General features: G+C 69.0%; 23 protein-coding genes. 15 read left to right on the forward strand and 8 right to left on the reverse strand.

What is annotated here, in order from left to right; translation table 11 throughout:
- Nucleotides 1-4 precede the first annotated feature (4 nt).
- A complete protein-coding gene (locus U4Z64_RS03905; RefSeq protein ID WP_044845329.1) occupies nucleotides 5-754 on the reverse strand; it encodes a DUF3348 domain-containing protein in 750 nt (249 codons plus the stop codon).
- Nucleotides 755-1249: 495 nt separating this feature from the next.
- Here U4Z64_RS03905 and U4Z64_RS03910 point away from each other — a divergent pair, with 495 nt between their 5' ends.
- Nucleotides 1250-2461, forward strand: a complete 1212-nt coding sequence (locus U4Z64_RS03910; protein ID WP_321819288.1) for a hypothetical protein — start codon at nucleotides 1250-1252, stop codon at nucleotides 2459-2461.
- Nucleotides 2462-2741: 280 nt separating this feature from the next.
- Here the strand turns inward: U4Z64_RS03910 and U4Z64_RS03915 are convergent, their stop codons facing one another.
- Nucleotides 2742-3380, reverse strand: coding sequence for a LysE family translocator (locus U4Z64_RS03915; protein WP_044845331.1), 639 nt, complete (start codon nucleotides 3378-3380; stop codon nucleotides 2742-2744).
- Nucleotides 3381-3558: 178 nt separating this feature from the next.
- On the opposite strand from U4Z64_RS03915, the gene U4Z64_RS03920 reads away from it, so the two are divergent.
- The 7 genes from U4Z64_RS03920 (at nucleotide 3559) to U4Z64_RS03950 (ending at nucleotide 12364) form a co-directional block, all read left to right on the forward strand.
- Nucleotides 3559-4023: a GNAT family N-acetyltransferase gene (locus tag U4Z64_RS03920; protein ID WP_257770872.1), complete on the forward strand. Its 465-nt coding sequence runs from the start codon at nucleotides 3559-3561 to the stop codon at nucleotides 4021-4023.
- Nucleotides 4023-4598, forward strand: a complete 576-nt coding sequence (locus tag U4Z64_RS03925) for a hypothetical protein (RefSeq protein WP_321819289.1) — start codon at nucleotides 4023-4025, stop codon at nucleotides 4596-4598. Before U4Z64_RS03920 ends, U4Z64_RS03925 begins: the two co-directional genes overlap by 1 nt.
- A gap of 226 nt (nucleotides 4599-4824) precedes the next feature.
- Entirely contained in the window at nucleotides 4825-6201 is a 1377-nt protein-coding gene (locus U4Z64_RS03930) for an FAD-containing oxidoreductase (RefSeq protein WP_321819290.1), read from the forward strand.
- A gap of 202 nt (nucleotides 6202-6403) precedes the next feature.
- Nucleotides 6404-7633 carry a cyanate transporter gene (locus U4Z64_RS03935; RefSeq protein ID WP_321819291.1) on the forward strand — a complete coding sequence of 410 codons (1230 nt, stop codon included), beginning with the start codon at nucleotides 6404-6406 and terminating at the stop codon, nucleotides 7631-7633.
- A 151-nt stretch (nucleotides 7634-7784) separates the two neighbouring features.
- Nucleotides 7785-8555 carry an ABC transporter substrate-binding protein gene (locus U4Z64_RS03940; protein ID WP_257770880.1) on the forward strand — a complete coding sequence of 257 codons (771 nt, stop codon included), beginning with the start codon at nucleotides 7785-7787 and terminating at the stop codon, nucleotides 8553-8555.
- Nucleotides 8556-8866: 311 nt separating this feature from the next.
- Nucleotides 8867-10366, forward strand: a complete 1500-nt coding sequence (locus U4Z64_RS03945) for an alkaline phosphatase family protein (RefSeq protein WP_321819292.1) — start codon at nucleotides 8867-8869, stop codon at nucleotides 10364-10366.
- A 435-nt stretch (nucleotides 10367-10801) separates the two neighbouring features.
- Nucleotides 10802-12364, forward strand: coding sequence for a methyl-accepting chemotaxis protein (locus U4Z64_RS03950; protein WP_124487646.1), 1563 nt, complete (start codon nucleotides 10802-10804; stop codon nucleotides 12362-12364).
- Between the two features lie 114 nt (nucleotides 12365-12478).
- Here U4Z64_RS03950 and U4Z64_RS03955 read toward each other — a convergent pair whose 3' ends face one another.
- The 6 genes from U4Z64_RS03955 to U4Z64_RS03980 all read right to left on the reverse strand — a co-directional run bounded on the left by U4Z64_RS03955 (nucleotide 12479) and on the right by U4Z64_RS03980 (nucleotide 18630).
- Nucleotides 12479-12862 carry a hypothetical protein gene (locus U4Z64_RS03955; protein ID WP_044845339.1) on the reverse strand — a complete coding sequence of 128 codons (384 nt, stop codon included), beginning with the start codon at nucleotides 12860-12862 and terminating at the stop codon, nucleotides 12479-12481.
- A 131-nt stretch (nucleotides 12863-12993) separates the two neighbouring features.
- Nucleotides 12994-14478: an amidohydrolase family protein gene (locus U4Z64_RS03960; RefSeq protein ID WP_321819293.1), complete on the reverse strand. Its 1485-nt coding sequence runs from the start codon at nucleotides 14476-14478 to the stop codon at nucleotides 12994-12996.
- 103 nt (nucleotides 14479-14581) lie between these two features.
- Nucleotides 14582-16060, reverse strand: coding sequence for a sodium:solute symporter (locus U4Z64_RS03965; protein ID WP_321819294.1), 1479 nt, complete (start codon nucleotides 16058-16060; stop codon nucleotides 14582-14584).
- A complete protein-coding gene (locus U4Z64_RS03970) occupies nucleotides 16057-16269 on the reverse strand; it encodes a DUF3311 domain-containing protein (protein WP_124528938.1) in 213 nt (70 codons plus the stop codon). Before U4Z64_RS03970 ends, U4Z64_RS03965 begins: the two co-directional genes overlap by 4 nt.
- A gap of 39 nt (nucleotides 16270-16308) precedes the next feature.
- Nucleotides 16309-17424 carry a porin gene (locus U4Z64_RS03975; RefSeq protein WP_415750291.1) on the reverse strand — a complete coding sequence of 372 codons (1116 nt, stop codon included), beginning with the start codon at nucleotides 17422-17424 and terminating at the stop codon, nucleotides 16309-16311.
- 315 nt (nucleotides 17425-17739) lie between these two features.
- A complete protein-coding gene (locus U4Z64_RS03980) occupies nucleotides 17740-18630 on the reverse strand; it encodes an IclR family transcriptional regulator (protein WP_044845343.1) in 891 nt (296 codons plus the stop codon).
- 294 nt (nucleotides 18631-18924) lie between these two features.
- Here U4Z64_RS03980 and U4Z64_RS03985 point away from each other — a divergent pair, with 294 nt between their 5' ends.
- The 7 genes from U4Z64_RS03985 to U4Z64_RS04015 are packed head-to-tail and all read left to right on the forward strand — an operon-like array spanning nucleotide 18925 to nucleotide 25779.
- On the forward strand, nucleotides 18925-20007 hold the full coding sequence (locus U4Z64_RS03985) for an ABC transporter ATP-binding protein (RefSeq protein ID WP_044845344.1): 1083 nt from the start codon (nucleotides 18925-18927) through the stop codon (nucleotides 20005-20007).
- Complete coding sequence (locus tag U4Z64_RS03990; protein WP_321819295.1) at nucleotides 20008-21006, forward strand: ABC transporter permease; 999 nt, start codon at nucleotides 20008-20010, stop codon at nucleotides 21004-21006.
- Nucleotides 21003-21797, forward strand: coding sequence for an ABC transporter permease (locus U4Z64_RS03995; RefSeq protein WP_321819296.1), 795 nt, complete (start codon nucleotides 21003-21005; stop codon nucleotides 21795-21797). Before U4Z64_RS03990 ends, U4Z64_RS03995 begins: the two co-directional genes overlap by 4 nt.
- On the forward strand, nucleotides 21797-22144 hold the full coding sequence (locus U4Z64_RS04000; RefSeq protein WP_321819297.1) for a (2Fe-2S)-binding protein: 348 nt from the start codon (nucleotides 21797-21799) through the stop codon (nucleotides 22142-22144). Before U4Z64_RS03995 ends, U4Z64_RS04000 begins: the two co-directional genes overlap by 1 nt.
- Nucleotides 22141-23586, forward strand: coding sequence for an NAD(P)/FAD-dependent oxidoreductase (locus tag U4Z64_RS04005; protein WP_321819298.1), 1446 nt, complete (start codon nucleotides 22141-22143; stop codon nucleotides 23584-23586). Before U4Z64_RS04000 ends, U4Z64_RS04005 begins: the two co-directional genes overlap by 4 nt.
- Nucleotides 23579-24730 (forward strand): FAD-binding oxidoreductase, encoded by a 1152-nt coding sequence (locus tag U4Z64_RS04010; RefSeq protein ID WP_321819299.1) that lies wholly within the window; start codon nucleotides 23579-23581, stop codon nucleotides 24728-24730. Before U4Z64_RS04005 ends, U4Z64_RS04010 begins: the two co-directional genes overlap by 8 nt.
- A complete protein-coding gene (locus U4Z64_RS04015; protein ID WP_321819300.1) occupies nucleotides 24727-25779 on the forward strand; it encodes an ABC transporter substrate-binding protein in 1053 nt (350 codons plus the stop codon). The genes U4Z64_RS04010 and U4Z64_RS04015 overlap by 4 nt, the downstream gene beginning before the upstream one ends.
- Nucleotides 25780-25853: the final 74 nt, after the last annotated feature.

Genomic DNA, 25853 nt, shown 5'->3' on the forward strand with positions numbered 1-25853 from the left:
GGGATTAGCAGGTACGAAGGGCCGCGAGCAGCCCGTCTACCGTTTGAAACCGGACTTCGAGTTCGGCGAGCAGGATGCTTTGCATCTCGTTGCGGAACGTGTCGAGCCACGTGCCGGGCACGATCGCCGCGGCGGGCGGAGCGTCGCCGTCGGGATCGGCAGCGGCCGCCGCTTGCGCGTCGGCCAGCGCCTGCCGTTCCGCGTCGCGCAGCCGCTCGAAGCGCGTGCCGAGCAGCGCGGGCACGGCGGACAGCAGGCTGCGCTCGCGCGCGCCGAGCACGCGCTCCATGATCGCGTCGAGCGCCGCGAGCCGCGCCATCCCGGACGCGCGCGCGGCCAGCGCGACCCGCAGGCGGCCTCGCAACTGGCCGATCGCCGTTTCCATTTCCTGCTGCAGGGACAGACAGCTCTGGCGGAAATCCGCGAAGTCCGCCGTGTCGGCGGGCGGCGGCGGCATTTCGCCGGGGCGCCGCCGCGTACGCGGACGGTGGGCGGCCGTGATCGCCTGCGCGAGGTCGTGACGCACGCGCGCGCAGTCGCGCTCGGCGTCGTAACCGCGCACGCCGGCCGCGACGCCGGGCGGGCTCGCATTCAGCGCGGACGACAGCGTGATCGCGTCGGTCCAGCCGAGCCACTGGCTCAGGCGGTCCGACAGCGTCTGCCGGGATTCCGCGACGTCGGCATCGGTCAGGCGCGCGAGCAGCCGGACGAGCGTCGGGCCGCTCAGTGCCGGGCGCGGGGGTGCTTGCACCATGCTGCAAACCGTCAAAAAAGGCAGCAGTTTACACGTCGTCGGGAGGTCGGCCGCCAGAATCGGGGAAGCGGCCCGGCACGGCACGCCGCGCAACCGGCGCGAACGCCCGCCGCACAAGGCTCGCGGGGCGGTCGTCGGGGTTTTCGCCAGCGCCGGCGTGGGTCAGGCGACGAGTCGGGCCGCGTTCCAGAGCCGGCGCGGGCCGGCGCGGGCCGGTTCGGGGTTCGGGGCTCGGTGCTCTCGCCTGTGCATCAACAAACGTTCACCACACGCGTTTCCATCACGGACGTGCGGTACCATCGCGACACCCGCCACGCGAATCGCGTCCGACGCGGGCCCGCGCCGCCATGCAGCCGGCGCGCGGGCCGCCACCGGCCGCATTCCGGGTATCCGGCCGATATCGGCGGGTCGCAGCGCGCGCCCCCAAGGGAGACGGGTGGCGCCGCCCATGACAACGAGAGATCAATAACAGACGGGCCCGCCCGACCGCATACGATGATTTCCGACTTCGTCGCGCGCCTGCGCGAGCGCTTCAGCAAACCGCCCACCCGGCAGGACTTCGCCGAACGCCTGATCGCCGCGCTGCGCGCGACCGGCGACACGCGCGAGTGGCTTCACGAACACGACAAGGGCCGTCTCGTGCAAGCCGATGCCCCGTCGAACATCATCAACCTCCACAACCTGTTCCGCGATTACGCGGACGCGAAGCCCACCGAGCGCGAAGCGACGCTGCTGCGCCAGGCGAACGCGATGATGCAGCACGAGATTCCGGCGAACTTCGCGGACGTGCGCGCGCGGCTGCGCCCCGTGATCCGCAGCGCGACCGAGCGCGGCACGGTCGCACTGCAGCTCGCCGGACAGCCCGAAGCGTCGGAGGTGGCGTTCCGGCCACTGTGCGAGAACCTCGAGATCGGCATCGCGTACGACGGCGAATTCAGCGTCGCGCGGCTGACGAGCGCGCGGCTCGCCGAATGGGGCGTCAGCTTCGACGCCGCCTGCGACATCGCGATCGACAACCTGCGCGGCGCGTCGTCGGCACCGTGGGTCGCGTTGCGCGACGGCGTGTTCCTGTCGCAGTTCGGCGACTACTACGACGCGGCGCGACTGCTGCTGACCGACCTGCTGCATCGCCAGCCGATCTCCGGCGCGCCGGTGGTGATGGCGCCGAACCGGGCCGTGCTGCTGCTCACCGGCGACCGCAACACGGCCGGGCTCGCGACGATGGTCGAACTCGCCGAACACGCGCGCGCGCAGCCGCGTCCGCTGCCGCCGCTGATGCTGCGCTGGGACGGCGCCGCATGGCGGAACTTCATCCCGGCAGGACTGGAGGCGAAGCTGCACGCGCTGCGCGTGGACGAACTCGCCGGCGACTACCAGGATCAACGCACGCAGCTGGACGACCTGCACAAGCGGGACGGCACCGACATCTTCGTGGCGACCTACACCGTGTATCGGCGGCAGAACGGCGAGCTGTTCAGTGTCAGCGTGTGGAGCGACGGCGTGCCGACGCTGCTGCCCGAGACCGACATCGTCGTGCTCTACCGGGAAGCGACGCGGCAGTCGGCGCACGTGCCGATGGCCGCGCTGCGGGACGCGTGCGGCGACCTGATGACGGCCACCGCGCATCGGCCGGTGCGATATGAAGTGAAGGCGTTTCCGGACGAGGCGCGGTTCGCGGCGCTGCTGGAGCGGTTTCCGGCGGTGTGACGCGCGCTCGCGCGGGCGGATTGGGCGGATTGGGCGGATGAGCGGATGAGCGGATGAGCGGATGGGCGGATGGGCGGATGGGCGGATGGGCGGATGGGCGGATGGGCGGATGGGCGGATGGGCGGATGGGCTGATGGGCTGATGGACGGGGCGGACGGCGCGGATGGGCCCAAAAGAATCGCCCGGCTCGGACCGTCCCGCCACCGGCCGGAATGACCGGCCGCACCGGCATGCCCGTCGGGAATGAAACGGCGGTGCGCGCGAGTGGCACCGCCTGCCGTCAGATCCCCGCTTTCGGCGCGTTCAGGATCAGCCGCAGGCCGAGCAGCGTGATCGCGCCGGCCGCGACGCGGTCGACCCACTTCTTCGCGCGCAGGTAGAGTTCGCGCGGCCGGCGGGTCGAAAAGCACAGCGCAACGATCGTGTACCAGCCGAATTCGACGCCGAACACGAGCGGCGGCAGCGCCAGGTAGCACCACAGCGGCGGATGCTGCGGCAACAGCGCCGCGAAGATGCTGCCGTACCAGATCGCCGTCTTCGGATTGCTCAACTGGGTCGTGAGGCCGGTCCAGAACGACTTGCGCGCGCTGCCGGCGACGACGGCCTGCGGGTCGTCCATCGCGATCGGCCGGTCGGCGCCGCGCCAGATCTTCGACGCCATGTAGATCAGGTATGCGCCGCCGGCCACCTTGAGCCCGACGTACAGCCATTCGACCGCCTGCAGCAGCGTGTAGAGCCCGGCCAGCGCGACGCCGCCGAACGCGATCCCGCCGACGCCCATGCCGAGCGCGGTCGCGAGCCCGTCGCGGCGCGACAGCCCGATCGAATTGCGCGCGACCAGCACGAAACTCGGTCCCGGAATCATTGCGCCAAGCCACAGCGCGGCCAGAATGGCGAGTACGGCAGCCGATGCAGTCATCGAAGTCTCCTTGGTCGACGGCGCCGAAACACCGGCGCCTGCGTGTCGCATCGAGAATCGAATCGCATTGCATCGATCGCCGACGCTGAAGCCGACGATTCTGGCACGCTTCGCCGCCCGCCGAAAGCGCCCGCGCGCTGCTATGCTGGCTGCCGTTCCCGCCCTCGCGCCCCGCCCCATGATCGAGATCCGCGCCGCCCGCTATCCCGACGATGCCGCCGTCGTCGAAGCGATCTTCCGCGAGTACATCGCAAGCCCCACCGTCAGCCTCGCGTTCCAGGACTACGAGCCGGAGCTCGCCGCGCTGCCGGGCAAATACGCGGCCCCGCGCGGGCAACTGCTGCTCGCATGGCACGGCGAGCGCGCGGTCGGCTGCGCGGCGTTTCGGGAAATCGACGCGACGACGTGCGAGATGAAGCGCGTCTACGTGCGTCCCGACGCGCGCGGGCTGAACGCCGGCCGCCAGCTCGTCGAACGGCTGCTGCGCGACGCAAAGGCGGCCGGCTATGCGCGGATGTGCCTCGACGTGCTGCCCGAGTTCGTCGCCGCAAGGCAACTGTATGGTTCGCTCGGCTTCACGCCCGCGCCACCGGTCGCGTTCAATCCCGTGCCGGGCACCGAGTTCCTCGGGCGGGATCTGTGATGAGCGCCACCGCACGCTGCGCCCTGGTTGCGCTGCTCGCCGCGCTGTCGTCCGGCGCACGCGCCGGCGGCCTGCCGCCATCGGTCGCGACGCAACTGCCGTCCGGCTACCGGCCGCTCGTCGCGCAGGAAGGGCCGGACCTCGGCAACGGACGGCGCAGCTTGCTCGTCGTCGTGCATCGCGACGCCGATACGCGCGCGCAGCCGTCGCCGCGCCCGCTGCTGATCTTCGAGGAGCAGCCCGATCGCGCATACCGGCTCGCCGCGCGCAACGACCACGTCGTCCTGCGCGCGAACGAAGGCGGCCAGTGCGATCCGTTCGATCCCGAAGACGCCGCCGACAGCGGCCTCGCGGTGAAAGGCCGCTATTTCACCGTGCAGAACTTCGTCGCCTGCGGGCAACACTGGAGCGACTTCGTGACGTTCCGCTACGACCCGCGCACCCGCGGCTGGCTGTTCTCCAGCGAGATCTACACCGAATCGTTTCCGCTCGACGACCAGCCCGACCAGGTCACCGTCACGCGCGCCGATGCGCACCGGCCGGTATCGTTCGGCCAATGGCGGCGCAAGGACTGAAGGACCCGCGCAGCGCAATCCTCAACCGGCGCGCAGCCGCGTTGCCGCCGGCCATGAAGCCTGCCGGCCGTCATGAACAATGTTCCGCGTCGCCCGCATCCGCGCGACTCGCCTCCCCCCGCCAACCGGTCTACCATAAGCGCTCGTCGTCGTTCGGGCGCGCGCCGGCGCGGCATGCGGCTTGCGCGTGGTCCCTTCCCACGTTGAACCAGCGCAGGAGGACGTCATGACGCAACACTTCGATGCGATCGTCATCGGCACGGGCCAGGCCGGGCCGCCGCTCGCCGCACGGCTCGCCGGCGCCGGCATGAAAGTCGCGATCGTCGAACGCGGCCGCTTCGGCGGCACCTGCGTGAACACCGGCTGCATCCCGACCAAGACGCTGATCGCAAGCGCGTATGCGGCGCAACTCGCGCGGCGCGCGGAAGAATACGGCGTGTCGGTCGGCCCCGTCAGCGTCGACATGAAGGCCGTGAAGGCGCGCAAGGACCGGATCTCCGGCCGCTCGAACCACAACGTCGAGCAATGGGTGCGCGGGCTCGACCACACGACGGTGTTTCAGGGTCATGCCCGATTCGAGCGGCCCGATGCGGTGCGCGTGGGCGACGACGTGCTCGAGGCCGAACGCATCTTCATCAACGTCGGCGGACGCGCGCAGATCCCGCCGATGCCGGGCCTCGACTCGGTGCCCTATCTGACCAACTCGACGATGATGGACGTCGACTTCCTGCCGGAGCATCTCGTGATCATCGGCGGCAGCTACGTCGGGCTCGAATTCGGCCAGATGTATCGCCGCTTCGGTTCGAAGGTCACGATCGTCGAGAAAGGCGCGCGCCTGATCCATCGCGAGGACGAGGACGTGTCGCAGGCCGTGCGCGAGATTCTCGAGAACGAAGGCATCGACGTGCAGCTCGACGCGAACTGCCTGAACGCACGGCGCGACGGCGACGGTGTCGCGGTCGGTCTCGACTGCACCGGCGGCCGCCGCGAGGTCGCGGGCTCGCACCTGCTGCTCGCGGTCGGCCGGGTGCCGAACACCGACGATCTCGGGCTCGAGCGGGCCGGCGTCGCGACCGACGCGCGCGGCTACATCACGGTCGACGACCAGCTGCGCACCAGCGTGCCCGGCATCTGGGCGCTCGGCGACTGCAACGGGCGCGGCGCGTTCACGCATACCGCGTACAACGACTACGAGATCGTCGCGGCCAACCTGCTCGACAACGATCCGCGCAAGGTGTCCGACCGCATCAACGCGTACGCGATGTACATCGATCCGCCGCTCGCCCGCATCGGCATGACGCTCGCGGAAGCAAAGCAGACCGGCCGCCGGCTGCTGGTCGGCACGCGGCCGATGACGCGCGTCGGCCGTGCGGTGGAAAAAGGCGAGAGCCTGGGTTACATGAAGGTGATCGTCGACGCGGACAGCCATGCGATTCTCGGCGCGTCGATCCTCGGCGTGACCGGCGACGAGGTCGTGCACGGCATGCTCGACGTGATGGCCGCCGGCGCGCCGTACACGACGATCAGCCGCGCGATGCACATCCATCCGACCGTGTCGGAGCTCGTGCCGACCTTGCTGCAGGATCTGCATCCGGTCGAATGAAGGATCGCGGAAACGGGCGTGCATCCTGCGCGCCCGTCATGCACGCGCGCTGCACCTTGCCCATCCGGCCCCGTCACGCGGCGCCGCGCCATCGCAAACCGCACTGATTGCCAGTCGAATATTTAATTTTCACCTGGACGAGCGCGCCTTTACCCTTTCGGCATCGCATCACAGGGCCACCGGCCCCCTCTGGAGCATTCCGATGACCGACCCCGGCACCGCGCAAGCCGTTTCCCGCCCGCATGCGGCTTCCGTGTCCTATGGCGCGCTCGCGCTGCTGGTGCTGGCCGGGCTCAACCTGCGTCCGTTCCTGACCGCGTTCGGCCCCGTGCTCGACCTCGTGCGTGCCGACACGGGCCTCGGTTTCCGCGCCGCGGCGCTGCTGACCACGCTGCCGTTCGTGCTGATGGGTGTCGTCGCCGGCATCGGCGTCGGGCTCGCGCGGCGCGTCGGCGAGCAGCGCGCGCTGCTCGCCGCGCTGGCGTTGATCGCCGCGGGTTGTACCGCGCGCCTGTGGAGCGACGGCAGCACCGGACTGGCCGTCACGGCAATCGTCGCGGGTGCGGGCGTCGCCGTGGTGCAGTCGCTCGCGCCGGGCCTCGCCAAGCGCTGGTTCGTCGACCGGCTGCCGCTCGCGATGGGCCTCTATTCGGCCGCGCTGGTCGGCGGCGGTGCGTTCGGCGCGGTCGCGAGTCCGTGGCTCGCCGCGCACGGCGGCTGGCATCTGTCGCTCGCCGTGTGGGCCGTGCCCGCGCTCGTCACGCTCGCGCTGTGGCGCGCGAAGGCGCCGCGCGACGCGCTGCATGCGGCGGCGGCATCGGCGCCCGTCGCCGCGTTCGTACGCATTCCGCGCGCATGGCAACTCGCGCTGTTCTTCGGCCTCAGCAACAGCGGCTATGCGAGCCTCGTCGCGTGGCTGCCCGCGTTTTATCGCAGCGTCGGCATGAACCCGCAGGCGAGCGGCAACCTGCTCGCGTGGATGGCGCTGTTCCAGGCGGCCGGCGCGCTCGCGATGCCGATGTTCGCGAAACGTTCGCACGATCGCCGCCCGGTGCTGTGGCTCACGCTCGCGCTGCAGATGGCCGGCTTCGCCGGCTTCGCGACGATGCCCGCGCTCGCGCCGTGGGTGTGGGTCGCGAGCGTCGGCATCGGGCTCGGCGGCTTCTTCTCGATGAGCCTGATCGTCACGCTCGATCACCTGCCCGATGCGCGGCTCGCGGGTGCGCTCGCCGCGTTCGTGCAGGGCGTCGGCTTCCTGACCGTCGCCGCGAGCCCGTGGTTGATCGGCTGGCTGCGCGACGCCGGCGGCGGCTTCGCGATCGCGTGGTGGATGCATCTCGGCGTGATCGCGTCAATGGCCGCGCTGAACGCCACGTTCTCGCCCGCCGGCTACCGGCGCAGCATGGCGCGCGTCACCGGCGCCGCGCGCTGATACCGCACCACCGGATTCCCTGATCCGGACGATCGCCGGCCGCTTGCGGCGCTCGTCCAGCCGCCCGCGCATGGCCGGGCGCGGGCCGTCACGCCCATCGGCCGCACCTTCGCTTCACCCCACAACGACATCAATCGGTAAGGAGACAATCATGAAAAAGCTCGTCATCGCCGTCGCGCTCGCGCTGACGGCCGGCGCCGCCGCCGCGAAAGACCCGGCCGTCCTGCGCCTCGGCGTCGATCCCAGCTACGCGCCGTTCGAATCGCTCGCACCCGACGGCACGCTCGTCGGCTTCGACATCGATCTCGGCAACGCGATCTGCGAGCGCATGAAGGTGCGCTGCGTGTGGGTCGAGAACGCCTTCGACGGGATGATCCCGGCGCTGAAGGCGCGCAAGTTCGACGGCGTGCTGTCGTCGATGAGCGTGACCGAGAAGCGCCTCGCGCAGATCGCGTTCACCGACAAGATCAACAACGTGCCGCCGCGCCTCGTCGCGCGACGCGGCGCGAACCTGCAGCCGACGGCCGAGTCGCTGGCCGGCAAGAGCGTCGGCGTCGAACAGGGGTCGACGCAGGAGACCTATGCGCGCACGTACTGGGAACCGAAGGGCGTGATCGTGCGCACGTACCAGACGCAGGACCTCGTCTATCAGGATTTGATTTCCGGTCGTCTCGACGCGTCGCTGCAATCGTCGGTACAGGCCGATCTCGGCTTCCTGAAGACCGCGAAGGGCGCGAACTTCGCGTTCGCGGGGCCGCCGCTGCATGATCCGAAGACGCTCGGCGTCGGTTCCGCGATCGGCGTGCGCAAGGACGACGACGCGCTGCGCACGCAGATCAACCAGGCGCTCGCCAGCCTGATCCAGGACGGCACGTATCAGCGGATCGCGAAGAAGTATTTCTCGTTCGATATCTACAACTGACGGACTCGGCCGGTTGCGGCCGGTGGCCGAAAGGGGCGTCGCATGCAAGTGCGACGCCCCTTTCTTCTTTTCCGGAACCGGTTCGTCGACTCCTTTCGACCCACGCCCGGTGCAATGGCATCGACCCATCGTCTGACGACGGCTTCGCTATTCGCAATCACCGACGAAGTGCCACCTGTTCAGCGACAGGCACGAAGCTTGCGCCTTGCGCCCGCTCGCCTGTTCGAACGGCGAGCGCGCGTCGCTTCGCGGCTGCCGCGATGCGCGATCGGCTGGCCAGCGCCGCATTTAATAACGAAGGAGACGTTGTCATGGACGAGACGAATGCATATCGCCGCTACGATCGCCGCCGCTTTCTCGCCGGCGTTGCCGCGGTGGCCGGCAGTGTCGCACTGCCGGGTTGCGGCGGCGGAGGGGACGGCATATCGGCCGTGGACGGCAATGCGCGCGCCCCATCGATCGGCGACACGCCGTCGCCGAACGGCGGCAATCGTTACAGCCTGCCGCGGCCTGCGTTGCCCGATCCGGCGAGTTCCGGCATCGATCACATCGTGCTGGTCACGATGGAAAATCGATCGTTCGACCATTTCATGAGCTGGGTGCCGGGTGCCGAGGGGATGCCCGCCAATCGGCAGTTCAGGGACGCGTTCGGCGGGACCAACGCACCGTTTCCGCTGTCGGCGAATCCCGCCTACGGCTATCAGGCATGCGCGTACCACGACCCGAACCACACCTACCAGGGCGCGCGCACGCAACTGGCTTCGGGCGAGATGAACGGCTGGCTCCTGACGCCTGGAACGAGCCTGACCCAGGGCGACCTGCTGCCCATCGGTTATTACACGTCGGCCGACCTGCCGTTCTTCAGCGCGGCGGCAAGCAGCTACACCATCGGCGACTTCTACTTCAGCGGCGTGCTGACCAATACGTTTCCGAATCGCCTCTACCTGCACAGCGGCGCCACCGACCGCCTCACCGATACCCCCGACAATTCGTCGCTGCGCACGATCTGGGACAACCTGAGCGACGCCAGCATCGGTTGCAGTTACTACTACCACGACGTACCGTTCACCGCGCTGTATGGCACGCGCTATCTCGGCATCTCGCATGTGTTCGCGGATTTCCTGTCGAGCGCGGCGGCGGGAACGCTGCCGCCGTTCTGCATGGTCGACCCGGTTTTCGCGGGCGAGTTGCAAGGTGCGTCCGCGGACGACCATCCGCATGCGGACATCCGCGACGGGCAGGCGTTTCTCAACCAGGTGTACGACGCGCTGCGCACGAGTCCCACCTGGAACCGCACGCTGATGATCGTCGTATATGACGAGTGGGGCGGGTTTCTCGAGCACGCGGTGCCGCCGATCCGGCCGATCAGCAACAACGAGCTCGCGCTCGGCAACGACGGCAAGCTCGGCTTTCGCGTGCCGCTCGCCCTGCTCGGCCCGCGCGTTCGGGCAGGCTCGGTGACGCGCTACCCGTTCGACCCGAGCTCGATTCACGCGCTGCTGCAATGGCGTTTCGGGTTGAAACCGCTCGGCGTGCGCGGCAGTGATCCGGCGACCTTCAATCTCGCTTACGCGCTCGATTTCAACGACGCGCCGCGCACGGACGCGCCGGCGTTCACGGTCCCGCAAGGTCCGTTCGGCGGAACGTGTCCGGGGACAAGCGCGCCCTCGTCGCCCGGTTCGGTTACCGGCGTGGATCCGTCGCAAATGGCGGCCAATCCGGCGGCCAATCCCGCAACCAATCCGGCGGTCGACCGCTTCGCCGAGTTGCGCGCGAAGGCTGCGGCACTGGGGTTCAGGACCGGAGGCTGACGGCCGCGTGGAGGCGACGGCCGACACGCGATACGGCGACAGGCGAGCGATGGCCGGGGATCCGTAGGGCAATACCTGGCAGTTCGCCACGCATCAGCGCGATCTGTCGATCGCCGAGATCCGGTCGCGACTGGGTGATGGCAACTAGCAGATGGCCGGGGCCACGGATGATTCGCGTGCATCCCGAGCGGCGCATGCGACGTGGCCTCGACGATCGGCGCGGCGCGCTTCACGCGCGCGCATCCACCCTCCGTCCCCCGCTGCCGCAATCATTCAGATTCGCGTCGCGTGCAGATAAAACCTCCTCGCCCGGCCCGCCGTTAACCCGTTCGCAGTCCCGGCGCCCCGTCTTGCAACGCGGCGCCCGTCGTCGTTCGTGATCCGGAATCCACATCCGCCGTCGGCCGCCCGTCGGGCCGCCGGCAAGGGAACGTCATGCGAAAACTCACCATCCGCGGCGGCCTCGTCGCGACCGTCGCCGGCTATACGGCGCTGCTCGTCCTGGTCGTCGGCGCGTGCATCGCCGCGCTCTATGCCGGCAACGGCTCGCTCGAAGCGATGTACCGCGACGACACCGCGTCGCTGCTGCACCTGAAAACCAGCTCGGAGCGCATGCTCGTGCTGCGCGAACGCGTCAGCGACGTCGCGCAGATCATCAGCGCCGGCCAGCCCGCGAAGGCGGAAATCGCGCAGCTCCACACGCTCCTCAAGCAGAGCGACGACGAACTGGACGCGTACTCGCGGCTGCATGCGCGCGATGCCGACGAGCAGGCCTTGTTCGATACGCTGCAGCAGCGCCGTCGCACCTTGCTCGATCAGGTTTTCCTGAAAGCGATGTCGCAACTCGACCACGACAACGCCTTCGACTTCCTCGACACGCACCGCACCGCGCCGCCGGCCCTCTTCACCGCCTACCAGGAAGCGATCGATGCGCTCGAATCGTTCCAGGTCGCGCGCCAGAAGGCGCGCTACGACGCGGCCGGCGAACGCTTCCACCGGATCGTGTGGGCCATGGCGGCGGTCGCCGCCTTCGCGCTGGTCGTCGGATTCCTGGCGCAGCGCGTGCTCGCGAAGGCGATCATCGCGCCGATCCATCTCGCCGTCGCGCATTTCGACAGGATCTCGAAAGGCGACCTGACCGGCGCGGTCGTCATTCCGGGCGAAAACGAAATGGCGTATCTGTTGAATGCGTTGAAGCGCATGCAGGACGGCCTCGTCGAAACCGTGAGCCAGGTGCGCGCGAGCACCGAGACGATCGTCGGCGACGTGCGCACGATCGCGAGCGGCAACGTCGACCTGTCCGCGCGCACCGAGCAGCAGTCCGTCTCGCTGCAGCAAGCCGCGGCGAGCGTGGAGCAGCTGACGGCAACCGTGCGCCAGAACGCGGACAACGCACGCGATGCACGCACTTACGCCGAGGGGGCGGCCGGCATCGCGGCAAAAGGCGGAGACGCGATGCAGCGCGTCGTCGAGACGATGTCGGCGATCTCGCACAGCTCCGCGCGGATTTCCGGCATCGTCGGCGTGATCGAAAGCATCGCATTCCAGACCAACATCCTCGCGTTGAACGCCGCCGTCGAAGCGGCGCGCGCGGGCGAACAGGGGCGCGGCTTCGCCGTCGTCGCGACCGAGGTGCGGGGGCTCGCGCAGCGCTGCGCATCGGCGGCGAAGGAGATTCGCGAACTCATCGGCAATTCCGCGCAGCGCGTCGAAGACGGCAGCGGTCTCGTCGCGCTCGCCGGTTCAGCGATGACCGAGCTCGTCGTCGCGGTCGAGCGCGTGAATGCGATCATGGGCGAAACGAGCATCGCCTTCGACGAGCAGTCCGCCGGCATCGAGCAGGTGAATGCCGCGGTCATCCAGATGGAGCAGACGATGCAGCGCAATGCCGCGCTGGTCGAGGAAGCGGCCGCCGCGGCGTTGTCGCTCGAGGATCAGGGCGCGCGGCTCAGCGATGCCGTCGCGCAATTCCGTCTGCGAGAAGCGGCGGCGGCGTGATGTAACGGCCCGTGGCGGGCTGGCCGGCCCGTCACGCCACCCGGGCCGCAGCCCGGTGTCGTGACGGGAAACAGGTGGATCGCCGGTGTGCGGTGTGCGGTGTGCTGTGTGTGACTAGACCGCCCGCTCCAGCAGGTCGGTTGCGAACGACTTCGCATGCTCGACAGCCTCCTGCGCATCGGGGAATACACCGAGCTGTTCCCAGTGCTCTTCGGCCGCGTAGGTTCCCCTCACCGCCAGCGCCCGCTGAACGCGCAACTGCGCCGCGTATTTACCGTCGTCCAGTGGCCGGGCCGTCGCGACGACCTTGTGCGGTGGGCTCGCTCGCTCCGGCTGAACCAGCTCGACGGAGCCATCGGCCGTGCCGATCGCCATCAACTCGTTCCTGGCCTTGCAGTCCGGGCAGTAGAAGCACCATCCCGCATCATCCTGGCGAGACTTGACCTGCCCGCGCGCCAGCACGGCACGACATTCAACGTTTTCGCAGATGAACGGCATAGCTGTCTCCGAAGTTGTTTGAGAGAAATCCTAGCATGTCCGTCGGCGGCGAAACCAGAAAAAAAGCCGGCCCCGAAAGGACCGGCTTTGCCGACATCGCAGCGCGCAAATGCCGGCCCGCGCGGCATCGCTCAGTAGTGACTGCGCCCCCACAGCGTCTTCGGTTCGTCGAGCAGGCGACGCAACCCGCTGCGCTCGATCATCGTCTCCGCGACTTCCATCACGCGCTCGAGAATCGCGTTCTCGTCGACCGACAGCACGCGCCGATCCTCCATCAGCACGCGGCCGCCGACCATCGTCATGCACACGTCGGCCGCGTTCGCGAAACACGTGACGCGATACACCGGCATGTTCATCGGCATCATGTGCGGGCGAAACAGGTCGACGAGGATGAGGTCGGCGAGCTTGCCGGCTTCGAGCGAGCCGATCTCGTGATCGAGCGACAGCGCCTTCGCCGCGTCGATCGTCACCATCTCCAGCACCTTGCCGTGCGGCAGCACGTCGGGGTCGCGGAAGTGGCGGCGATGGTAGTGCATGCACTGCCACATGTGGCGGAACATGTCGTAGCCGCGATCGGGCGCCGCGCCGTCCGACGCGATCGCGACCGTCACGCCCGCATCGATCAGCTCGGGCACGGGGCAACGGCCGATGATCGACATGATCGCGCTCGGGTTGTGGACGATCGCGGTGCCGGTTTCCACGCACGCGGCGATGTCGGCGTCGGTCAGGTCGATGCTGTGCGACATGAACGACGTCGGACCGAGCAGCCCGAGCTCGCGATGCGCGAACGCGAGCGTGCCGGCGCGGTGCCCGTCCTGCGTGAACGTCAGGCCGCGCTCGCGCGCAAGCGCGCCGTAGCGTGCGGCCTGGTCGCGAAAGTCGCGCTCGTACTGCGCGAGCTCCGGGTCGTGCTCGGGCCCGTACACCGGCAGCGTGATCGCGATCCGGATCCGCCCGTCGGCGTCGCCGTGGCATTCGTCGACGATGCGTTCGCACACGTCGTACATCGTGTCGAAATCGATGTCGCGCGTGTCGCTGCCGTCCGGCGCGTGGCGCGTGTATGCACGCGGCGCGGGCGGGCGCGACGGGCCGACGGCCACGATCGAGCGCGTGCCGGTGCGCACGACGGCATCGCAATGACGCCGCGCGTAGACGGGATCGTCGACGCGCATGATCGAGTTGCCGCCGCCGAGCAGCGACACGCCCGTCGTCACGCCGGCCTTCAGCCGTTCGAGCGCCGCGAGATGCGATTCGGTTTCCCAGAACGCCTCGTCCGACGCGCGCGTATAGATCGTCTCGGCCGCGGCCGACCACGCATCGCCGTCCGCGCCGCCGATCGTGCGCAGCATCGCGTGGCCCGCGTGCGCATGCGCATCGATCAGGCCCGGCAGCACGGCCTTGCGGCGTGCGTCGATCGTGCGCGCGGCACGGAAGCGCGCCTGCAATTCAGCGGTGTCGCCGACGGCGACGATGCGATCGCCCGTCACGGCAACCGCGCCGTTCTCGATCACGCGCCGCTGCGGGTCCATCGTGATCACGCAGCCGTTCGCGATCAGGGTGTCGATCGCTTCGCGCCGGTCGTCGGCCTGGTCCTCGGCCTTGTTCTCGGTCGTCATCGTTTCGGTGTCCTGTTGTAGTTAGAAGGGGCCGGGCGCCGCCGCACGGAAAAACCGCCGGGCAGTCGCCCGGCGGTTCGGCGGCGGCACGCCGATCGGGTCGTCACGCGGAGCGGGCCGGCGCGGCCACGCGCGCCTTCAGCTTGCGCTGCGCCGCGCTGATCGCGATGAACATCACCGCGTTCACCGCGAGTGCGACGAGCCCGGGGTTGATCGACGTCAGCGTGCTGGATGCGCCGGGGAACAGCGACGCGAGCGTCACGCCGTAGTAGTTCGTCAGCGCGATCACGATCGCACCGGCGACGATCCCCGCGAACGCGCCTTCCCGCGTGCCGAACGGCCGCTTCAGGAAGCTCGACGCGAGCATCGGCACGAGCTGCGTGAGCAGGCTCGACGAGAAGATCGCGAGCGTGACGAAGGTCGCGCCGCCGCGCAGCACGAAGTAGACGACCACCAGCGTGAAGATCGGCAGCGCGATCCGCGCGACGCCCGTCACCTCGCGGTCGGTCGCGTTCGGCGCGAAGCCTTCGCGGTAGATGTTGCGCGCGATCGTCGTCGAGGCGTTCAGCATGATCAGCGAGCCCGGCACCAGCGCGGTCAGCAGGCCCGTGCCGCCGACGATGCCGACGAACCACGCGGGGAACGTCTGCTTCACGAGACGCAGCAGCGCGAGATCGGTCTGCGCGCCTTCGAGCCCGTGCACCGTCATCACGGCCGCGAAGCCGACGAGGAACAGGAACGCGATCAGCACCTGGTACAGCGGCATCAGGATCACGTTGCGGCGCAGCGCGCGTTCGTCCTTCGCGACGTAGATCGCGGTGAAGCCGTGCGGATACAGGTAATAGCCGAGCGACGTGAGCAGGATCGTCGAGTTGTACCAGCTCAGGTTGAAGCCGTGCTCGGGCATGCGCAGCAGTTCGGGATGCGCGGCGTCGATCTTCGCGAACATCTCGCCGAGGCCGCCGTAGTAGTGCATCGGCAGGTACAGGCCGAGGAAGATCGCGATCGCGAGGATCAACACGTCCTTGAAGATCGCGATGCTCGCCGAACCGTGGATGCCCGACACGACCATGTACACGGCCATCAGCGTCGCGGCGATCCAGATCGCGGCCGCTTGCGGAATCAGCCCGTACGACATCTCGGACACGATCACGCCGAGGCCGCGCAGCTGGATCATCAGCAGCGACACCATCGCGAACACGGCCACGACCGACACCAGCACGCCGATTGCGCGGCTGTCGTACTTCGACGCGAAGTAGTCGGCGAACGACACGAGCCCGCGCTCCTTTGCGTAGCGCCACACCGCGGGCAGCATCCAGTAGCCGATCACGAACGCGAGGCAGCCGTACGACAGGATGTAGAACGCGGGCACGCCCTTGCTGTAGGTCCAGCCGCTCGCGCCGAGGAACGAGAAGGTCGAGAACGCCTCGCCGGCCATCAGCAGGAACGTGAGCAGCGAACCGAAGCCGCGCCCGCCGACCGCCCACTGTTCGAGCGTGAGCTTGCGGCCGCGCCGCGCCATCACGCCGATCGCGAGCGCGAACACGGCGAACGCCGCGATGATGATGATCGAGGCGTTCATCGCGCGTCTCCCGTGCGGCCGTCGCGGGCCGCGTCGCGCTCGTCGAGGTGGAACAGGATCGCGAGGATCGCGGCGGTCGCCGCCATCCAGATCAGGTTCCACACGAGCAGGAACGGCAGGCCGAACAGCAGCGGCCGCACCTCGGCGATCGAGCCGCCGGTGTACATCCCGACGAACGGCAGCGCCGCCAGCAACAGTCTGAATTTCATCTATGTCTCCTCCGGAAGACGCGCGAACGCGTCAGCGCATCAGAACTTCTGGCGGATGCCGACCACCACCGCCACCTGCGACGTCGTCGACGACGGCCCGTCGGTCCCGTCGATCCACGCGTGGCCCACGCCCGACGACGCCTTCTGGTAGAAGCCGTTCACGTACACATCGGTGCGCTTCGACAGCAGGTACTGCAGGCCGGCCGACACCTGCTGGTAGTGACCGTCGTCGGCGCCGCGCGCGACCTTCGTATAGGTGTAGCCGGCCGCGGCCATCAGCGCGGGCGTGATCAGGTAGCGCACGCTGCCTTCGTAGTTGTTGAAGCGCAGCGCGCCGCCCGTCGCCTGGCCGAAGTTCGAGCCCGTGTACAGCAGCCCGAGCGTCGCCGCGCCGATCGTGTAATTGCCGCCCGCGCCCCAGATCTGCTGGCGCACCGCGCTCGACAGGCCGGCGCCGAACACCGACGCCGAGCCCGGGTAGTAGTTGTCGGACGCAACGGCGCCCGTCGCGCTGGCCGCCGGATGGTTCACGCGCGCATAGGCGGCGCCTGCATTGAGCGGCCCGTGCGTATACGTGATGCCGGCGCTCCACGAGTTGTCGTTCGAGAAGCCCGTCGAATTCGAGAACCCGTACATCAGGTTCGCCTGCAGGCCCGCGATCGTCGGCGACACGTACTTGACCGCGTTGTTGGTGCGGAAACTATTGTTGATGTCGTCGTTGTCGAACGGATGCGTCGAGTACTGCGCGAGGAAGCTGCTCATCTGCAGCGAGCCGAGGATGTCCTGCGTCGAGTTGTACTGGCGGCCGAGCGTCACCGCGCCCCAGTTCGCGCCGCTCAGGCCGACCCACGCGGAGCGGCCGAACATCCGGCCGCCCTGCCCGAGCGCGCCGTTCGCGACGTTGAAGCCGTTCTCGAGCCGGAAGTTCGCCTTCAGGCCGCCGCCGAGATCCTCGCTGCCGATCAAGCCCCAGCGCGGGCCCGATTCGTTGCCGCCCGTGAACTGCCACAGCGCATGGCCCTTCGAATTGTTCGTGTAGGTCACGCCGGCGTCGACGATCCCGTACAGCGTCACCGTCGACTGCGCGTGCGCGGCGCCGGCGAAACTCATCGCCATGGCTGCGCTCATGCACGCGACGCCCGTCTTCCTGCTCATCGTTCGCACCATCTCCGTCATCTCCTCTCCAAACCGTCTTGTCGATGTTGTGTTTTGTTGATGCTGGCCATACGCGCCGGTCGGCTTGTATAGACAGTGGCTGGATGGTATCCAGCCGCAGTCGCATCAAGAAATGAAATGTTCAACTGGGCGGCAGTTGAAAATCGAATGGAGACGAACGAAGGGGAAACGGGCGGCGACTGCGCGTGTCTGCAAGCCGATAGAAAGCATGGAAGCCCGCCGGACGCGGCGCATTCTGCTCAGACATGAATGGCTCGCGTAAGCAAGCTGACGAAACGGTAACGCGCGACGCGCCTATGCGGTTTTCCCGGATAGACCGTGCATCGGCCGCCGCAACGCGGCGTCGAACGGATTCGTGCGCGGGCCGATCGCATCGGCCTGGCGCCGGAGCAGCTCGACGACCATCGGCATCCGGTCGTCGCCGAGCCGCGACGCCAGCGTGCCAACGCTCAGCGCGCCGACCGGGTAGCCGGTGCGATCGAGGATCGGCACCGCGACGCCGGCCATCCCGTCGAGCACGCCGCTGTTGCGGCCCGCGTAGCCGAGCTCGCGCACGCGCTCGATCTCGGTGCGCAGGTAGACCTCGTCGAGCACGCCGTAACCGCGAATGCGCGGCACGTTGAAGCGGATCACTTCCTCGCGCTCGGCTTCCGGCAGGAACGCGAGGATCGCGAGGCTGCCCTGCCCGACGCCGAGCGCAATGCGCCCGCCGATGTCCCCGGTGAACGAACGGATCGGGAACGGGCCTTCGCACAGATCGAGACACACCGCGTCGAAGCCGCTCTTCACGAGCAGGAAGATCGTCTCGCCGAGGCTTGCGCACAGCCGCAGCAGCGCAGGCCGGCACAGCGTGCGCATGCTGCTCGGGTTGCCGGCCAGCGCGGCGAGCGCGAAGAAGTCGACGCTCAGCCGGTACAGCTTCGACTGTTCGTCCTGCTCGACCATCCCTTCGGCGATCAGCGATTGCAGGATCCGGTGCGCGGTGCCCTGCGTGAGGCCGACGGCCTTCGCGAGGTGCGTGACGCGCACGCCGTCCTGCTGCATGCCGGCCAGCGCGCGCAGGATCGCGAACGCACGCTGCAGCATGCCGGTGCCCGGCGCGCCGGCCGCATCGACGGCGGCGTCCTCGTCCGCGGCCGGCATGCGTACGGCACGCGACGTTCCGGGCGAATGCGGTTCCTGCATGCGGATTCTCCTCGATGATTTCATTGAACGGAATACATCAGCTGCCATTGTCGTGTCGCCAAAATGCGCGCGGCATCCGGGTGTGCACGGGATTGACGCGCGTCTTTCACCACCTGCCCGCCCTTCATTCAACGGAACGATTTGCCGGCGACTCGGCAAAGCATTCCGTTCACTGGAATTTTTCCGAAATTCATCTCGTTGAGCAGAATTCCAAATTGACGCTCCGAAATATGGCTGGCTAGAGTCCGCGTCAATGACGCACCGGCCATGCGGTGTGCGAACCCGGAGTGCTCCATGTCGTTTCTCACGCTTACGGATCTGACGAAATCGTTCGGCGCGCTCACCGCCGTCGCCGACGTCAACCTGTCGGTCGAACAAGGCGAATTCGTGTCGCTGCTCGGGCCGTCGGGCTGCGGCAAGACCACGACGCTGCAGATGATCGCCGGCTTCGTCGACGTCACCCGCGGCCGCATCGCGCTCGACGGGCAGGACATCACGCACATGAAGCCGAACCGCCGCGGGCTCGGCATCGTGTTCCAGAGCTATGCGCTGTTTCCGCACATGAGCGTCGCGGAGAACGTCGGCTTCGGGCTCGACATGCGCGGCGTCGACAAGGCGGAGCGCGCCGAGCGCATCCGCGCGGCGCTCGCGCTCGTGCGGCTCGATGCGCTCGCGCACCGCTTTCCGCGTGAATTGTCCGGCGGGCAGCGGCAGCGCGTCGCGATCGCGCGCGCCGTGGTGATCGAGCCGCCGGTGCTGCTGCTCGACGAGCCGATGTCGAACCTCGACGCGAAGCTGCGCGAAGAGATGCAGTTCGAACTGCGCGCGATCCAGCGCAAGATCGGCACGACGACGATCATGGTCACGCATGATCAATCGGAAGCGCTGTCGATCAGCGATCGCGTGGTCGTGATGGAAGCCGGCCGCATCACGCAGACGGACACGCCGTACCGCGCGTACGAACGCCCGGAGAACCACTTCGTGTCGCAGTTCATCGGCAAGGCGAACCTGCTGCCCGGCACGATCGTCGCGCACGACGGCGACGCGATCCGCATCGATCTCGGCCACGATCTCGCGGAGACCGGCCGCACCGTGCACCTACCGGCGCGCGAGCGCGACGTGCGCATCGGCGATGCCGTGTCGGTGTGCATCCGTCCCGAGAAGCTACGACTGTGCGCACCCGGCGCGGGCCGCTTCGCCGCGACCGTCACGAGCCGCTTCTTCCTCGGCAGCCAGTGGCTGTACCGCGTCGACAGCGCGCTCGGCGAAGTGCTCGTGTGCTGCCAGAACGAAGGCGCGGAGCCGCTCGCGGAAGGCGCGCCGGTCGGCGTCGACTGGCACAGCGACGCGGTGCGCGTGATGCGCCGGGAGGCCTGAATGCGACAGCCTACCCGTCCGCTTTCGACCGACGGCGCGCCGGCCGGGCTCGCGCCATCGGGCGCGGCCGCGACCGCGGCGGCCAACGCGGCCGACGCCGTTCCGCTTCGCACCGGCGGCGTTGCGCTGCGCGCGACGTGGCGTGCGCACGCGCCGCTGTGGCTGATGTGCGCGCCCGCGTTCGCACTGTTCGCGGCGCTCGTGCTCGTGCCGCTCGCGATGACCTTCGCGCTCACGTTCTACCGTTACGACCCGGCCACAGGTCCGATCGCCGCCTTCCAGCTCGGCAACTACGCGGAGGTGCTCGGCTCGTCGTACTTCCACACGATCTTCGCGCGCACGTTCGGCATCGCCGCGCTGACCACCGCGATCTGCGTCGCGATCGGCACACCCGAAGCGTACGTGCTGTCGAAGATGCGCGATCCGTGGCGCTCGCTGTTCCTGCTCGTCATCCTTGCTCCGCTGCTCGTGTCGGTCGTCGTGCGCGCGTTCGGCTGGAGCATGCTGCTGAACACGAGCGGGCTCGTGAACCAGGCACTCGGGCTCGTCGGCCTCGGGCCGTACAAGCTCGAGTACACGACGTTCGCGATCGTGATCGCGCTCGTCCACGTGATGCTGCCGTTCATGGTGATTCCCGTCTGGACCGCACTGCAGCGGCTCGATCCGCAGACCGAGCACGCGGCGCTGTCGCTCGGCGCGTCGCCGTTCACGACGCTGCGCCGCATCGTCGTGCCGCAGCTGATGCCGGGCGTGCTGTCGGGCAGCCTGATGGTGTTCGGGCTGTCGGCGAGCGCCTTCGCGATTCCCGGCCTGCTCGGCGGACGCCGCCTGAAGGTCGCGGCAACCGCCGTCTACGACGAATTCCTCGGCTCGCTGAACTGGCCGCTCGGCGCGACGATCGCGGTGCTGCTACTCGTCGCGAACCTCGTCGTGATGCTCACCTACTACCGCGTGCTCGAACGCCGCTATGCGCGCAGCCTCGGAGGCGCTTCCCGATGAGAAAGAACGGCCCCATTGCGCTGGCGTTCCATACGCTCGTGATCCTGTTCGTGCTCGCGCCGCTCGCGATCGTCGTGCTGGTCGCGTTCACGCCCGACGAAACGCTGACGCTGCCGACGCATGGTCTGTCGCTGCGCTGGTTCCGCGCGATCCTCGACTATCCGGACTTCGTCACCGCGTTCGCCAACAGCGTGAAGCTCGCATTCGCGTCCGCGACGCTGTCGCTCGCGATCGCGTTGCCCGCCGGGCTCGCGATCGGCCGCGCGACCTTTCCCGGCCGCGCGTTCCTGAACGGCCTGTTGCTGTCGCCGCTCGTGATTCCCGGCCTCGTGCTCGGCATCGCGCTGCTGCGCTTCTTCGCGCTGATCGGCGCGACCGGCTCGTTCGCATGGCTGGTGCTCGCGCACATGATCGTCATCACGCCGTTCGTGATGCGGCTCGTGCTCGCGTCCGTCGCGGGCCTCGACCGCAGCGTCGAACAGGCCGCATGCTCGCTCGGCGCCGATCCGTGGACGACTTTCCGCCGCATCACGCTGCCGATGATCCTGCCTGGAATCACCGGCGGCTGGCTGCTCGCGTTCATCAACAGCTTCGACGAGCTGACGATGTCGATCTTCGTCACGTCGCCGCAGACGGTCACGCTGCCGGTGCGCATGTACATGTATGCGACCGAATCGATCGATCCGATGATGGCGTCGGTATCGGCGCTGGTCATCTTCATCACCGCCGCCGCGATGCTGCTGCTCGATCGCGTGTACGGCCTGAACCGCATCCTGATCGGCCAACACTGATGACGACCTTCGTTTCCCGCTCCACCGACAGCGCGGACGACGGCGCGCAATTCGTGCGCGTCGCCGAACGCGAGCGCGCCGCCGTCGCGTTCACGCTCGACGGCCGGCCCGCGCAGGCGCTCGCCGGCGACACCGTGCTCACCGCGATCCTCGTCGCGCAGCGCCGCGTGCGCGTGAGCGAATTCAGCGGCAAGCCGCGCGCGGGCTTCTGCCTGATCGGCGCGTGCCAGGACTGCTGGGTCCGCACCGAGGCCGGCCCCCGCGTGCGCGCATGCTCGACGCCGATCGCCGATGGCATGCGGATTCTCACCGGCGCGCAGCCCGCCACGGCCGGAGACGCATCATGAGCGACGCACTGCGACCGGTGATCGTCGGCGCGGGGCCGGCCGGCGTGCGCGCGGCCGAGGCGCTGGTCGACGCGGGGCTGCGCCCCGTCGTGATCGACGAGAACGCGCGCTGGGGCGGGCAGATCTATCGCCAGCCGCCGGCCGACGGCGCGTTCGCGCGCGGCAAGCGCGTGCTGTACGGCTTCGAGGCCGCGAAGGCCGATGCCGTGCACCGCACGATGGCCGCGTTGCTGCCGCACGTCGACTATCGGCCGAACACGCTCGCCTGGGCGTGCGGCGCGGGCCGCGTCGACACACTGCAGGACGGCCGCGAAACGACCGTGCCGTTCTCGCACCTGATCGTCGCGAGCGGCGCGACCGATCGCATGCTGCCGGTACCGGGGTGGACGCTCGCGGGCGTCTATACGCTCGGCGGCGCGCAGGTCGCGCTGAAGGCGCAGGGCTGCGCGATCGGCAGCCGCATCGTGTTCGCGGGCACGGGGCCGTTGCTGTATCTCGTCGCCTATCAGTACGCGAAGGCCGGCGCGCAGGTCGCGGCCGTGCTCGACACGAGCCCGCTGCGCCGGCAGGCTGCCGCGACGCCCGCCCTGCTGCGCATGCCGTCCACATTCGCGAAGGGGCTGTACTACATCGGCTGGCTGCGCGCGCACGGCGTCGCGATCGAAACCGGCGTCACGCTCGAGCGCGTGCTCGGCGAGCGGCACGTAACGGGCCTCGCATGGCGCGCGGCCGGCGGCGACGCGCCGCCGCGGATGCTCGACTGCGATGCGCTCGGCCTCGGCTTCGGGCTGCGTTCCGAGACCCAGCTCGCGGATCTCGCCGGCTGCCGGTTCCGTTTCGATCCGCTCAACCGCGCATGGCTGCCCGAACGCGATGCGACCGGCCGCACGTCGGTGCGCGGCATCTACGTGGCGGGCGACGGTGCCGGCATCGCAGGCGCCGACGCGGCCGAGGCGTCCGGGCGACGCGCGGCGCTCGCGCTGCTCGAGGATGCGGGTATCGCGATGCCGTCGTCTTCGCCGTCGCTGGCCGGCAAGCCCGATGTGGCGACACTCGATCGCACGCTCGCCCGGCTCGGCGCGTTCCGTGCCGGCCTCGAAGCGGCGTTCGCGCCGCCCGCCGCGCTCGCCGCGCGCTGCCCGGACGACACGATCGTGTGCCGCTGCGAGGAAATCGACGCGGGTACGCTGCGACGCTGCATCCGCGGTGGCGAAGCGACCGAGCTGAACCGGCTGAAGGCGCTGACACGCGCCGGGATGGGCCGCTGCCAGGGCCGCATGTGCGGCGACGCGACCGCACTCGTGCTCGCCGCGGAAACCGGCCGCGCGCTCGCGGACGTCGGCCGGTTGCGCGCGCAACCGCCGGTGAAGCCGTTCCCGATCTCCGCCGCACTCGCGGGCGACGATGTCGCGGCGATTCCCGACGAGGCACGCGATGAGTGAACGCCGTCACTACGACGTCGCGATCGTCGGCGGCGGGCTCGTCGGCGCTTCGGCTGCGCTGGCGCTCACGCGGCACGGCTTGCGCGTCGCGCTGTTCGAGCGCCGCGACTGCGGCGCGCAGGCAAGCGGCGTGAACTACGGCGGCGTGCGCTGCCAGGGCCGCCCCGCCGAACAACTGCCGCTCGCGCTGCGCGCGCGGCGCATCTGGGATCGCCTGCCCGAGCTGATCGGCATCGACGGCGAATTCGTCGTGTCGGGTCATTTGCGGCTCGCGCGCAGCGACGCCGATCTCGATGCGCTCGATGCCTACGCGACGCTTGCCGGCGAGCACGGCTTGCCGTTGCAGGTGATGCGCGGCGACGCGTTCCGCCGCCGCTACCCGTGGCTCGGCCGCGCAGCGGTCGGCGGCTCGCTGTGCGCGACCGACGGGCACGCGAACCCGCGCGTCGTGTCGCCCGCGTTCGCGCGCGCGGCCCGCGCAGCGGGTGCCGACGTGTTCGAGCACACGCCGGTCGACGACGCCCGGCACGACGGCACGCGTTTTCACGTCCTTGCGGGCGGCCGTGCGTTCAGTTCGACGTGGCTGATCAACTCGGCCGGCGCATGGGCGAACACGATCGCCGAGCGCTTCGGCGAAGCCGTGCCGATGGAGCCGATCTACCCGAACATGTGGGTGACCGAACCGCTGCCGCCGTTCATCACGCACAACCTCGGCGTGTACGGCGGCGGCGTGTACGCGCGACAGGTCGCGCGCGGCAACTGCGTGATCGGCGGCGGGCGCGGCCGCGGCGACGGCGAGTTCGGCCAGCCGTCGGTCGACACGACGCGCGCGGTGATGCGCGATGCGTGCGCGCTGCTGCCCGCATTGCGCGACGCGCTGCTGATCCGCACGTGGAGCGGCGTCGAAGGCTGCACGCCCGACCACAACCCGATCATCGGCGCTAGCCGTACCACGCCGAACCTGCTGCATGCGTTCGGCTTTTCCGGCGGTGGCTTCCTGCTCGCGCCGGGCGTCGGCGAAGTGCTCGCCGAGCTCGTCACGACCGGCGAGACCGCCACGCCGCTCGATGCATTCTCGATCGGCCGCTTCTTCCCCCAAGCCGCGCCGACCGCCCCTTTCCGTCAAGAGGAGACCCAACGATGAAACTGCTCGGAACGATCGCGGCGGCTGCCGCCCTCTGCCTCGCAGGCGCCGGCGCGCCGGCGCCCGCCTTCGCGCAAACGAAGACGATCTACGTCGGCATGAACGGCGGCCCGATGGAAAAAGCCTATACGAGCCAGGTGCTGCCCGACTTCGAGAAGGCGAACAACGTGAAGGTCGTCGTCGTGCCCGGCACGTCGTCGGACGTGCTCGCGAAGCTGCTCGCGAACCGCAACAAGCCGCAAATCCACGTCGCGTTCCTCGACGACGGCGTGATGGCGCGCGCGGTCAGCCTCGGCGTGTGCCAGAAGCTCGACGATTCGCCGGTGCTGAAGGAGCTGTATCCGTTCGCGCGGATGAAGGACGACATCGGCGCCGGCGTGCAGCTCGGCATGACCGGCATCGCGTACAACAAGAAACTGTTCGCGGAGAAAGGCTGGGCGCCGCCGACGTCGTGGATGGATTTCGCCGACCCGAAATACAAGGGCAAGGTCGTGTTCCAGTCCGCGTCGAGCAGCACGTTCGGGCTGCACGGATTTCTCGCGATCAACCGGCTGCTCGGCGGCAGCGAACAGAACGTCGAGCCCGGCTTCAGCAAGTGGGCGAGCACGGTCGGGCCGAACGTCGTCGAGTACATCCCGAACTCGGCGAAGATCTCCGAGATGGTGCAGACCGGCGAGGCCGGCCTGTTCCCGCTGACGCCCACTGGCGTCGGCGACCTGCAGGACAAGGGCATTCCGGTCGCGTATGCGAACCCGAAGGAAGGCCCGGTGCTGCTGCTCGTCGACCTGTGCATGGTCGCGAACAACCCGGATCCGCAACTGGCCCAGAAGCTCGCGCAGTTCCTGCTGTCCGCACCCGCGCAGACGAAGGCGGCCGAAGCCGGCAAGCAGATCCCGACCAATCGCCTCGCCAAGATGCCCGCCGCGATGCAGCAAAGCCTTGGCAACGTCGACGACCTGGTGCGCAAGTTGACGGTGGTCGACTGGACGGCGATCAACGCCCGCCGCGCGCAGTGGGACACGCGCTGGAACCGGCAGATCGAGCGGTGACGGGCACCGGCGCGCGCGGGTACGGCCGTGCGCGCCGCGACCATCATTTGCGGGAGTGATGACACTCCCCTTTT

This window comes from Burkholderia sp. BCC1996 (assembly GCF_905339955.1).
Classification (GTDB): domain Bacteria; phylum Pseudomonadota; class Gammaproteobacteria; order Burkholderiales; family Burkholderiaceae; genus Burkholderia.